This is a genomic window from Microbacterium sp., from assembly GCF_047605725.1.
In the GTDB taxonomy this organism is placed as follows: Bacteria; Actinomycetota; Actinomycetes; order Actinomycetales; family Microbacteriaceae; genus Microbacterium.
In genome coordinates this window covers 83,126-95,136 of sequence record NZ_JASGFE010000002.1, presented here as the reverse complement: position 1 = coordinate 95,136, position 12,011 = coordinate 83,126, and the positions used below count along the sequence as shown (strand labels likewise).

Here is a 12,011-nt window from a genome sequence, read left to right as displayed (position 1 = left end):
CGCGAGCGGAACGGGCACCCTCGCGGAAGCAACCAGCACCCTCGCGAGCGGAACGGGCACCCTCGCGGAAGCAACCAGCACCCTCGCGAGCGGAACGAGCACCCTCGCGGGGAGGGGGAGATCATAGGCTGGGGGCATGATCAGGCGCCGACCGCGGAGGACGCCGGCCCGTCCGGCACGCGCCTCGCGGCACGGCGCGCACGGCCGCGAAGGGCGCAGCCCCGTCGTGCGCCCGCCGCTGCCGCCCCTGGAGACCCGCGCCGACCGCTTCGAGCTCGCCGTGGGGAGCACGGTCGAGTTCCTGCGCAGCGCCTGGCCGGAACTGCGCGACGTGCGGTTCGAGACCGCCGCGATGCCGGCGGGGCCCGACGAGGACGGCATCCCGCGGTGGAGCGTCTTCGCCGACGAACGCCGCATCGTGCTGTACCGGCTGCCGATCGAGCGGCTCTCGCACCTGCACCGGCAGGACGACATGCACCGCCGCATGATGGTGGAGAGCTGCGTCTTCCGCGCCGCCGCCGAGTACCTCGACCGCGACCCGTGGGACCTCGGTCCGGAGAGATTCCGCTTCTTCTGAACCTAACCGGGGTGGACGACCACCGCGGGCGCCGCGGTGTCGGCCGGCGTCACGGCGTACGCGGCGAGCGCGCCCTCCCCCGCGTAGGCGACGTTCGCGTGCACGGGCGCGTCGGGCACCAGCAGGTACACCGCACCGGCCGCGACGGACCGCTGCACCGCGCCATGCGCGGGGACCTGCAGCGTGACCGTCGCCCCCGCCCCTGCCGCATCGACCAGGCCCACGGAGATCGGCGCCTCGCCCGGGTTGGCGATCGTGAGCACCGGAGAGGCCCCGTCGGCGACGGCGACCAGGCTCGGCACCGCGACCGCCTCGGTGGCCGCGTACCAGCCGAAGTCGGACCCGGCGACGAACCCGGTGGCCGACCACACCGCCGCCACCACGGGAGCGGTGGCCTCGATGCGCGCCGTGTAGGAGCCGATCGGAAGGCCCTCCAGCTCCAGCTCCAGGGGGGCTCCGGCGGTCAGAGGCACCGACAGCGGCTCGATCGGGGACGACCCGCCGCCGACCGGGGTGACCGTGACCGTGGCCGTGGCATCCGCCGACGGGGCGAGCAGGCGTGCCAGCGTCATGATGTCCGAGGCGCCCGGCTCGCCGGGGGCACGGGTGACCGAGAAGGCGGGCACCAGCTGCACCGAGGCCGGCGCGGCGGCCACCCCGACCTGCTCCACCCCGCCCGGCACGAGGGTGCGCGTGACGCTGGCCTGCAGCGCCGCCTGCACTGGAGCGCCGGTCGCGCTGACCCGGACGACGGGGCTCTTCTCCCCGAGCCCGAGCGCGGCGAGGGGCACGACGCGCTGCGACGCGGGCGGCACCACGATGTCGCGTCCGGCGCTGGGCACCGTGCCGCCGCCGACCCCGTAGACGGTGAGGTCGACGAGCGCGGCGACCTCGCCCGGGTTGGACAGCAGCACGAGGTCTGCGGCGCCGGTGGCGGCCGACCCGCCGACGAGCCACGACTCCATGAGCGGCGGCGTGCACGCCGAGGCGGCGAATCCGCGCAGGTCGGCATCGGATGCCGTCACCGACTGCGCCGCGGCCACGTCGGTGCGCGCCCCGTCGTGCGGTGCGGTGACCAAGGCCGTCGGTCCGGTTCCCGCAGGCACATCGGACGCGGCGAGCGTGCTCTGCGTCACCTCCGCGCCCGCGGCGGCCGCCGCGGTGAGGTCGACCCCGGCCGCGTCGGCGAGCCCGGTCGCGTTCGCGGCGTCGCGCCCGAGCGTGAGGAGGGATCCGGCGCACGCGACGACGGCGTCGGCGGGCTCGGGGAGCGTGGTCACCGCCGGCGGCTCGGCGCGGTGGGTCGGCCACGGGACGACGACCGCCCCGGCCATCGCCACGACGAACGTTGCGGCGACCACGACGCCCCCCGCGACGCGCGCCGTCGCCCCGACCCACCCCTTCGATCTGCTCATCTCAGCTCCTCGGGGTGAGCGCCGACGATGCGGGTGGTGCGCCGGGCCACGGCCCGGCTCGCCCGCGTGGGCAGTGCCAGCAGCAGCGCGACGCCCACCACTCCCAGCTGCAGGAGGGCTGCGGAGCGGGCGACGACGCGCGCGTCGGGCTCGAGGGCGGCACGCGCGGCGACGGGCACCGAGACGCGCCACAGCGTACCGCGATCGGTCTCGCCGACGCCGTCGAGACCGTCACGCTGGTCGATCGCGGTGACCGCGCCCAGCCGCACGGCGCGCGCCGCGTCGGTCTCGCCGCCGGGCGCCTGGGCGAGCAGCACGAAGCCGATGCCGTGCTCGGCCAGCCGGGCGACGACGTCGCCGCTGGATCCGGTCACGAGGGCGGCGGTCACCTCCGCGGTCGCGAGGTCGGAGGACGTGGGCTCGGAGCGGGCCGCCAGCAGCGTCGTCTGACCGCCCAGGGTCGCACTGTCGCCCCACACGACGGAGGTCTCCAGGTCGCCGCCGGACAGCGGCGTGATGACGATCGTGCCCTGTCCGGGAGAGTCCCGCCCCTCCGCCGCGACATAGGCGGGCAGCGTGCTGACCGCCCCGCCGGTGAGCTCCGCCGCCCCGCGCGAGGAGGCCGTGAGGGCGGGGACGGCACTGGCGGCGAGGGCCAGCATGACCACGGATGCCGCGGCGGTGCGCATCGCCGGGACCGGGGAGAGCAGGTCGAGCGTCACCGCGGCCGCACCGATCATCCCCGCGTACGCGAGGCTCAGCGCGGGGCCGGGCCACAGCGCCACGGGCTGGCCTGCGTCGGCGGCGACGGAGATCCCGACGACCACGAACGCGGTCGACAGGCCCGCCGCAGCCATCGCGAGCAGGCACACCGCGGCCAGCCGGCGCACGGTGAACGGGGCGAGGAGTGCCAGGAGCACCACCGGGGCCACGAGCAGCGGCACCCACCACGTCGCGCCCGCGTCGCCGAGGAAGCGTCCCCATCCGCCCGGGTCGGGGGTCGGGAAGCCCGCCGCCAGGAGGGCGCGCCCGCCGACGTCGGCGGCCACCTGGGGGCCCGCCCACGTCACGCCGGGGTCGGCGAGCAGGCTCCACGGGTTGCCTGACCGCAGTTGGCGCCACACCAGCGGGGCGGCGATGACGAGCGCGGGCACCAGGAGCCACACGATGTGCGCGACGCCCTGGCCGCGGCGGAACACGATGACGAGCACGATCGCGCCGGCCCACAGGCCCACCAGAGCCGGGGCCAGTGAGGGCGCGCACGCGAGCACGGCGGCGGCGAGCAGCGAAGCCACCCCCGCGCTGCTCCACGACCGCCGCGCGACGGCCCCGGTGAAGAGCAGCCATGGCAGCAGCAGGTGGACGAGCACGCCGGTGGGCCGTCCGTCCACGAGCGCGGCGAGGAAGGCGGGGGCGAGCGTCCACGCCACGGCCGCCGTGGCGCGAAGGACCGGCTTGGCGGTCACCCGGGTCGCCGCGAACCAGGCTCCGAGGGCGGCCAGCGGCAGGGCGAGGACCCACAGGATCACCAGCGCACGGGACGGCTCGCCCGGCCACAGGCTCCCGATCACCGCGATCACCGCGCTGAACGGGTCTGCGGGGCCGGCGACCTCCCAGCCGAGCGGACGCAGGCCGTACGCGGCATCCGCCCACAGTCGGCCAACGGTGGCCCGCAGCGGCGCGAGCGCGCCGCCGCCGAGCACCGGCCAGGCCAGGAGCGCGGGGAACGCCGCGACCGAGGCCACCAGCGCCGCCAGCACCACCCAGGCCCCGCCGCCGGAGAAGAACCCGAGGTCGTCGGCGTGCGCGTCGTCGCCGCCGTCCTCGGCGTCGAGGTGCTGGCGCAGCTGCGCGCGGCTGACCCGCAGCCCGGCGAGCCGGGCCCACGAGGTGCGGCGGGTCCGGCGGATGCGCCCGCGGGCGCGCAGCACCGCCGGCACGCGGCACATCGCGACCACGGCGGCCGCCCACTCCGGCCCGATCCGTCCGGGCTGCTTGGTCAGCAGGTCGCGCAGCGTCCGCCAGGCCGCCAGCGGCAGGAAGGACAGCCAGTGCAGCAGGACGACCGCCGCCGGCGCGTACACGAGCCTGCGGTGCAGCTGCGCGGAGCGCACCGCGAACCAGCGGCGCATGCGCGGGATCGGATCGTTCGAGGCCGGGACCCCTGCCACGCCGTCGCCGGCCACCCCGACCCGCGCCGACGGGGACAGGGCGATGCGGAAGCCGGCCAGCCGCGCGCGGATGCTCAGGTCGAGCCCCTCGTCGGCTCCGGTCAGGGCCGGGTCGAGTCCGTCGAGGGCGCGCCACGCGTCCGCGCGCACGAGCAGGCCCCGCACGTCGGCACCGAGCACGTCGGGCGTCGCGTCGTGCTGGCCCTGGTCGAGCTCGCCGTCGCCGAGGCGCACGGTGCGCCCGAATCGGGTCACGCTCACCCCGAGCGACACGAGGCGGCCGGGGTCGTTCCAGCGGACGAGCTTCGGGGCGGCGATGGCCACCGACGGCGCCGTCTCCAACGTCGCCACGAGCCCGGCGAGGGCGTCCGGCTCCGGGCAGGTGTCCTGCGCGAGCAGCCACACCGCGTCGCCGTCGAGCCGGTGGGTCGCCGCGCGCACCGCGTCGGCGTAGCCGGCGCCGCGGGGCATGGCGATCACTCCCTCGGCGGCGGATGCCGTCACCACCTCGCGCAGGCGCTCGTCGGTGCCGCACAGCGCGATCGTGAGCGCGTCGACCGGTCGCGTCTGCGCCTGCAGCGCCGCGAGGGTGCGCTCCAGGTGGAGGTCGGCGGGCGTGCGCCCATCGGGGCGGACGACCAGCAGCGCGTGAACTCTGGCGGGCATGACGTGGTCAGCCTAGGCGCGCACCTGCCGTGCACCCGGCATCCGCGCGCGGTTCGGCCAGATCCGCTCAGCCGGCGCGGCGCTTGAGCTTGCGGCGCTCGCGCTCGCTGAGCCCGCCCCAGATCCCGAAGCGCTCGTCGTTCTGCAGGGCGTATTCGAGGCATTCCGCGCGCACATCGCACGACGAGCAGATGCGCTTGGCATCGCGAGTGGAGCCGCCCTTCTCGGGGAAGAACGCCTCGGGGTCGGTCTGCGCGCACAGCGCGTCGCTCTGCCAGGCGAGGACACTGTCCTCGTCCGCCTCGACCGGCCGACGCACCCCCGGGACACCGAGATTGACCGGATCGACGAACCAGTTGTCGGGCACGCCGGATCGGTAACCGACCATGTGCTCTCCCACCTGCTAAACCCCCGCGCGGTTCCGCGCACTCAGCTAATTACACCGCTGTCATTCGCTCCGGTCAAGTCGCGAATATTAAAGCCTCAAGCCCGCGTTGAACCTTCTTGACGCGGCACGGCGTGTCGCATCGAACCTCAGCCCTGCTGCGCGACGAACGCCTCGCCCGTCCCGGACACCACGAGCACGCGTTCGTCGGCGGTCGCGAAGACCGCCCCGCCCGGGGTCAGCGAGCGGGCGCCGGACGCGCCGGACACCCGCACGGCCCCCGCGGTGACCACCACGATCGCCGGTCCCCGCAGCGCGACGCGCACCTCCCGCTCGGGGGTGGGGGTCGCGCGCGTGAGCACGAAGTCGTCGATGCCCGGGTCGAACACGGCGGCGCCGCCCTCCCCCCGCGGACGCAGCCGCGGCGGCGGGGCCGGGCGGGGGTCGACGATGCGCATCAGCTCCGGCACATCGACGTGCTTGGGCGTCAGCCCGCCGCGGAGCACATTGTCGCTGGCGGCCATGAGCTCCACCCCGAGCCCGTCCAGGTACGCGTGCAGGATCCCGGCATCGAGGAACAGCGCCTCCCCCCGGCGCAGGGCGACCAGGTTCATCAGGAGACCGACCACGACCCCGGGGTCGCCGGGATTCGCCGCCGCGATACGCCTGGCCGTGGCCAGCTCGGCCGCGAACTCGGTGCTCGTGGCGGTCTCCAGCGCCGCGATGAGGTCGGCGACCTCGACTCGCGCGTCGCCGGAGAGGAGCCAGCCCAGCGCGCCGCGCAGCACCTCGGCCTCGTCGTCGCCCTCGAGCCGTCCGCGCAGCGCCGCAGCCCCCGGACCGCCGCCGAGGGCGGCCACGAGCCGTCGCGTCGCGGCGAGCGGACGCAGGCCCACGAGCGCGTGGAACGTGTCGCTGATCGCCACGATGAGCTCGGGCTTGTGGTTGGGGTCGCGGTAGGTGCGCTCGGCGGCATCACGCGGGATCCCCATCGCCTCCTCGCGGGCGAAGCCGGCGGCGGCCTGCTCCTTCGAGGGGTGCACCTGGATCGACAGGGGGGATGCCGCGGCCAGCAGCTTCAGCAGATACGTCAGCGGCGGGGCGCCGAGGTCGGCCAGCAGCGCGTCCAACGTGCGACCGGTCCCGTCCTCGATGCGGGACGGGCAGCCCGGGTGGTCGCCCAGCCACACTTCGGCCTCCGGCCGCCCGGACGGCGCGCGCCCCGCCAACTCGGCGATGAGTGTCGGAGAGCCCCACGCGTAGTCGCGGGGGACGTTGGACAGCGGCACGAGCATCCTCCCAGCCTACGTTCCCCGCGGGAACGAACCGGCCCCGCGATACCCTGATCACCTGATGACCGCGCACACGAGCCACCCCCTGGCAAAGCCCCCGGCCGCGCCGCTGCGGGAGACCTCGGCGCACCTCCTGCTGCGCGGGTGGTGCATCTTCCTGCTCGCCGCGGCGCTGGGCGGGACGTCGTGGCTCATGGCGTTCGGGACCGTCGCCTCGGCGGCCGTCGTCGTCGGCTCGGCGCTGGTGTCGATCGTGCTGTGGCTGGCGCTGCGCCCCGACGTGCAGTGGCGCCGGCTCCCGTGGTTCGCCATGGCCTACGTCGTCCTCGCGGTCGCCTCGCTGGCGTGGTCGGCGTGGCCCGCGGCCACCGCGCTGACCCTGCTGCTGCTGGTGTCCACGACGCTGCAGGCGATGCTGGTCGCAGCGGTGCTCACGTGGCGCGAGATCGTGCGCGCCACCGCCTCCGCGCTCAAGTGGATCCTCGGCCTGTCGATCGTCTTCGAGCTGTGGGTGTCGCTGGTGTGGCAAGGTCCCATCCTCCCGGGGTTCGTCCGCCCCGACGGGCCGGTCGACGACCCCATCGTGCTGTGGTCGCGCGACAACCTCTTCGACGGCGGCCGCATCCAGGGCCTGTTCGGCAACGCCAACGCGCTGGCCTACGCGGCGCTGCTGGGCATCGTCGTCTTCGGCATCCGATTCGCCCTGCGCGCCCCGCGCCGCACACTGCTGGCCTGCTGGATCGCCCTGTCCGCGTACCTGCTCGTGCGCGCAGGGTCGGCCACCGCGTTCCTGTCCGCCGCGTTCGTGGCCGCGGTTCTCGTCTCGGTGCTGGTCATGCGTACGACCCGCCGTCCGGGACAGCGCACCCGCTACTATCTCGCGTTCGCGCTCGTCGGGGCGGGCGGGCTCGTCGCGGTCTGGGCGCTGCGCGACGCGCTCCTGGACGTCCTCGGCCGCTCGTCGGACCTCACCGGCCGCAGTGACATCTGGGCGGCGGTGTGGGCGCGGGCCATGGAGCGCCCGGTGCTCGGCTGGGGCTTCTCCACCCCGTGGGTGCCGACCGACCCCGCCTTCGACGGCTGGATCGTCGACCACGGCCAGACCGTGATGCAGGCCCACGACATGTGGCTCGACGTGCTGCTGCAGCTGGGCGTGGTGGGCGCGGCGGTCATGGCGTTCGCCTACCTCGCGTTCGTGTGGCGCTCCTGGTTCTTCGCCGTCGACCGGCCGCGCTGGGACCTCGTGGCCGACCGCCCCTATTCCCCGATCACGCTGCTGCCGACCCTCACCGCCGCGCTGCTCGTCATGCAGGGCGTCGCCGAGTCGGGGCCGCTCGTGGGCTGGGGCTGGTTCTTCCTGGTCATGCTGGCGTTCAAGATCAAGCAGGCGCCGCTGGTCGGCCGCGGACCCACCGAGCTGCGGCTCGCCGGCGAGCAGGGCGAACGACTCGACGGGCAGGCGTCGTGACCGCGCCCGCGGCGCCGGCCGGACGGGAGGGCTGGGGGGCGCTGCTGGCCTCGGCCGCCTTCGCGCGCGCCTACACGATCGCCGTGTTCGCCGCGGTCTTCTCCTCGTTCGCCATCGAGCGGATGGCCGGACGCGTCACCGCCGTGACGATCGTGGCGGGCCTGGGCGTGCTCGGCGTCGCGGTGCTGTTCGTCCGTCGCCGCGAGATCTCGCCGGTGCGTCTGGTCCCGTCCACCCTCGTCCTGTTCCTCGTGTGGGCCCTCATCAGCGTCGCGTGGAGCACCGACCGCTCCCTCAGCTGGTGGGGCTGGGTGTCGGCGGCCGGCATCGCCCTCCTGGGCGTCACGATCGGCCACATCCGGGACACCCTGCAGACCGCGCGCGCCCTCGGCGACGTCATGCGGTGGCTCCTGTCCATCTCGCTGGGCCTGGAGATCCTCTCCGGCGTGCTCCTCGACCTGCCGCTCGGATTCCTCGGCATCCAGGGGAACATCGCCCAGGCCGGGCCCATCCAGGGGCTGTTCGGCACGCGCAACCTCCTCGGCTTCGTCGCCGTCGTGGCGCTGGTCACCTTCCTCGTGGAGTACCGCACGCAGTCGGTGCCCCCCGGGCTGTCCCTGTTCTCCGTGGCCGTCGGTGGCCTGGCGGCCGCGCTGTCGGACTCCCCGACGGTGGGCGTGCTGGCCCTGGCGGTCACGGCGGCCACGGCCGCCCTCACGCTCGTCCGCCGCGCGCGGCCGGATCGCCGCAGCCGCCTGCAGTGGCTGCTGGGCGGGACGGTGGTGCTGGGGCTCGCGGTCGCCTATCTGGCGCGGCATCCGATCATCGCCTTTCTCGGCGCCGGCAGCGACTTCTCGATGCGGGCGGCGCTGTGGGAGAACCTGCTCGGCTACGTGCGCCTGGAGCCCGTGCACGGCTTCGGCTGGTTCGGCCCCTGGGCGCAGCTGGAGTTCCCGTTCGCATCGATCAACTACATGCTCCGCGAGCGGCACGCCAGCGCCCTGAGCGCCTACTTCGACGTGCTGCTCCAGCTCGGCTGGGCGGGCCTGGTGCTCTTCCTGTCGCTGGCGGGGTTCGCCCTCGTGCGGTCGTGGCTGATCGCGAGCGAGCGCCGCTCGATCGTCTACGCCTGGACGCCGCTGCTGCTGGTGGCGCTGCTCGTCGACTCGCTGTTCGAGAGCTTCACCCTCGCCGGGCCCGGCCTGCTGCTGCTGGTCATCTGCGCGGTCAGAGCCGGGCACGCCCGCTCCTGGCGAGAACGCCTCGACGCCCGCATCGCGGGGCCGGACCTGCCCCTGGCCCCGGCTCCACCCCGACCGGCACGGTAGACTGGCCCCCCATGAGCTCCTCCGCCGACGCCGTCGCCGACCACGCGACGAACGACCCGCAGCGCGAGGCGTTCGACCCCGCCACCGCCACGATCGTCGTCGTCACCTACAACCGGTCGGCCCTGCTCACGCGCCTGCTGGAGAGCATCGAGCGCATGGACCCCAAACCCGGGCGGGTCGTGATCGTCGACAACGCCTCGGTCGACGACACCGGGCAGGTCGTCGACTCGTTCCGCGAGCGGCTGGGCAGCGAGATCGTCTACCGCCGGCTGGAGACCAACACCGGCGGATCCGGCGGGTTCAGCGAGGGGATGCGGGTCGCCTACGAGCTCGGCTCCACCTGGATGTGGATCATGGACGACGACGTAGAGGTGATCCCCGACGGCCTGGCCAAGATGGGCAAGTGGGCGCCGCGCTTCCGCTCCATCCAGGGCCGGCGCTACGACTACGACGGCAGCGAGTTCTACTGGCAGTACCGCGTGGCCGAGCCCCTCGGCATCCCGATCCCGTTCGCCCCGTCGGGCTTCGACGCCTCCGGGTACAAGGAGATGAACTCGGGCTGCTTCGAGGGCATGTTCATCCACCGCGACATCGTCGCGCAGATCGGCCTGCCCGACCCGCGCTTCTTCATCTACTGGGACGACCAGGTGTACGGCTGGCTCGCCTCACGCCAGACCACCTCGGTCATCGTGAACGAGTTCGTGCTGCGCCGCACGCGCGAAATCCGGCAGTGGGACATGGGCGTGCGCCATATGAACGCCTCGTCCAACGCGTACCGCTACTACATCATGCGCAACCGCGGCCACATGAAGCAGTACTACCGCAGCCTCGGGGTCTACCGGCCGGTGCTGTTCGGCCTGGGCACCGCGCTCACCTTCGTCAAGGAGCTGATCCGGCTCGCGTTCGTCGAGCGCACCGTGCGCGGCACCAGCAACCTCTTCCGAGGCCTGCGCGACGGACGCACGATCGCGAAGGATGCCACGTGGCGTCCCATGCCGCCCCTCACCGCCGACCGCTGAGGTGCGCCGTCGGGCCGAGGGCGGATCCGCTCACGCGTTGTGGTCGGCGTTGTAGCGGTCGAGCACCTCGCCGATGGGGGCGTCCAGCGCCAGCCGCCCCTTGTCGAGGTAGAGGCCCCGCCGGCAGAAGCGGCGCAGGTCCCGCTCGTTGTGCGACACGAAGAAGAGCGTCCGGCCGCCCTCGAGCAGCTCGTCGATGCGCCGGTAGCACTTGGCGCGGAACGCCTTGTCGCCCACGGCCAGCACCTCGTCGACCAGCAGCACCGGCTCGTCGAGCTGCGAGACCACCGAGAAGGCCAGGCGCACCTTCATGCCGTTGGACAGGTGCTTGTACGGGGTGTCCACGAAGTCGGCGATCTCGGCGAACGAGATGATGTCGTCGAAGCGACGGTCGACCTCGGCGCGCGGCATCCCGTGCAGCCCCGCCGTCAGCCGCACGTTCTCACGCACGGTGAGGTCGCCGACGAACCCGCCGGTGATCTCGATGAGCGGCGCGACGCCGCCGTGCACCGCCACGCCGCCCTCGTCGGGCAGCAGCACGCCGGCGACGAGCTTGAGGAGCGTGGACTTGCCCTGCCCGTTGCGGCCGACCACACCGATCGACTCCCCCGGCCGCACCTCGAACGACACGTCGCGCAGCGCCCAGAACTCGTCCGGGCGGCTGCGGCGCGACGCGCCCGCGAAGAGGTCCTTGAGGCTCCGGCGCCCGCGACGGTTGCGCCGGAATCGGATGCCCAGGCCCGAGGCCCGGATCGCGACAGGGTCCGCCATCACAGCTCCTTCAGCGCGGGGCTCTCGAGCCGGCGGAACACCGAGGCGCCGAGCCCCAGCATCCCGACGCTCACCACGACGCTCACGACCACCGCGAACGGATCCCACAGCTGCGGGAAGAACCCCACCCGGTACAGGGTGAACACGCCCGACAGCGGGTTCAGCGCGGCCAGCTGCGGGAGGATGCCGGGCAGGTCTGCGATGCCGTAGATGACCGGCGACGCGTAGAACAGAGCGCGCAGCACCAGGCGCGTCGTGCGCTCCAGGTCGCCCCACAGCACGCACAACGGAGCCACGAGCAGGCCGATCCCGACCAGAAGCACCGTCTGCAGCAGCACACCGACCGGGAACCACACAAGGCTCCAGCCCACCTCCGCACCCGCGCACACCGCGAACACCGCGAGCACCGGCACCGAGAGGAGGAACTCGACGCCCTTGCTCAGCACGATGCGGTTCACCCAGATCGAGCGCGGAATGGCCGTGGAGCGCACCAGCCGCGCGTCCTTGCGGAACGCGCGCGTGAAGTCGGTCACCGCGGCGTTGAACCACACCCAGGGCAGGAGCGCCGTCATGAGGAAGACGATGTAGGGCTCGGCGCCGATGCTGTCGCGATGGAACACGAGCGTGAACACGAACCAGTAGATGAGGCTCATCACGAGCGGGTCGAGCACCGACCACACGTACCCCAGCGCGCTGGTGGCATAGCGCACGCGCAGATCGCGCGCCGACAGCAGCCACAGCGAGTGGAGGTAGCGCCGGGGCGAGCCGGGTGCGCCGACGGTCGCTGTGCTCACGCTGTCGAGTCTAGGCTCGGCATCCGCCCTCTCGTGGCCGCGCGGGTTCGGGTGACACGAGCCGCCGGCCGGGACGCCGGCTCACCAACGTCGGAGGATCACGCGAACTTCGGAGGATTTCGGCC

At 73.8% G+C, this 12,011-nt stretch carries 11 protein-coding genes; 5 read left to right on the top strand and 6 right to left on the bottom strand.

The window, feature by feature from the left end:
• A partial coding sequence (locus tag QM641_RS01195; protein ID WP_415112630.1) for a hypothetical protein occupies positions 1-127 on the top strand: 127 nt, incomplete at its 5' end.
• Between the two features lie 9 nt (positions 128-136).
• Positions 137-577, top strand: a complete 441-nt coding sequence (locus QM641_RS01190) for a metallopeptidase family protein (RefSeq protein ID WP_415112619.1) — start codon at positions 137-139, stop codon at positions 575-577.
• 2 nt (positions 578-579) lie between these two features.
• On the opposite strand, the gene QM641_RS01185 is transcribed toward QM641_RS01190, so the two are convergent.
• The 4 genes from QM641_RS01185 to manA all read right to left on the bottom strand — a co-directional run bounded on the left by QM641_RS01185 (position 580) and on the right by manA (position 6,509).
• Entirely contained in the window at positions 580-1,992 is a 1,413-nt protein-coding gene (locus QM641_RS01185; protein ID WP_415112617.1) for a DUF5719 family protein, read from the bottom strand.
• Complete coding sequence (locus QM641_RS01180) at positions 1,989-4,829, bottom strand: glycosyltransferase (protein ID WP_415112615.1); 2,841 nt, start codon at positions 4,827-4,829, stop codon at positions 1,989-1,991. Before QM641_RS01180 ends, QM641_RS01185 begins: the two co-directional genes overlap by 4 nt.
• 67 nt (positions 4,830-4,896) lie before the next feature.
• Positions 4,897-5,217, bottom strand: coding sequence for a WhiB family transcriptional regulator (locus QM641_RS01175; RefSeq protein ID WP_415112613.1), 321 nt, complete (start codon positions 5,215-5,217; stop codon positions 4,897-4,899).
• A 146-nt stretch (positions 5,218-5,363) separates the two neighbouring features.
• Positions 5,364-6,509, bottom strand: a complete 1,146-nt coding sequence (manA, locus tag QM641_RS01170) for a mannose-6-phosphate isomerase, class I (RefSeq protein ID WP_415112611.1) — start codon at positions 6,507-6,509, stop codon at positions 5,364-5,366.
• 58 nt (positions 6,510-6,567) lie between these two features.
• Between manA and QM641_RS01165 the strand changes: the two genes are divergently transcribed.
• The 3 genes from QM641_RS01165 to QM641_RS01155 are packed head-to-tail and all read left to right on the top strand — an operon-like array spanning position 6,568 to position 10,321.
• On the top strand, positions 6,568-7,974 hold the full coding sequence (locus QM641_RS01165; protein ID WP_415112609.1) for an O-antigen ligase family protein: 1,407 nt from the start codon (positions 6,568-6,570) through the stop codon (positions 7,972-7,974).
• The gene (locus tag QM641_RS01160; protein WP_415112607.1) at positions 7,971-9,302 is read left to right on the top strand and encodes an O-antigen ligase family protein; all 1,332 of its coding nucleotides are present in this window, start codon (positions 7,971-7,973) and stop codon (positions 9,300-9,302) included. Before QM641_RS01165 ends, QM641_RS01160 begins: the two co-directional genes overlap by 4 nt.
• A gap of 11 nt (positions 9,303-9,313) precedes the next feature.
• On the top strand, positions 9,314-10,321 hold the full coding sequence (locus QM641_RS01155; protein WP_415112605.1) for a glycosyltransferase: 1,008 nt from the start codon (positions 9,314-9,316) through the stop codon (positions 10,319-10,321).
• 30 nt (positions 10,322-10,351) lie between these two features.
• Here the strand turns inward: QM641_RS01155 and QM641_RS01150 are convergent, their stop codons facing one another.
• Entirely contained in the window at positions 10,352-11,092 is a 741-nt protein-coding gene (locus tag QM641_RS01150) for an ABC transporter ATP-binding protein (RefSeq protein WP_415112603.1), read from the bottom strand.
• Entirely contained in the window at positions 11,092-11,886 is a 795-nt protein-coding gene (locus tag QM641_RS01145) for an ABC transporter permease (protein ID WP_415112601.1), read from the bottom strand. Before QM641_RS01145 ends, QM641_RS01150 begins: the two co-directional genes overlap by 1 nt.
• Positions 11,887-12,011: the final 125 nt, after the last annotated feature.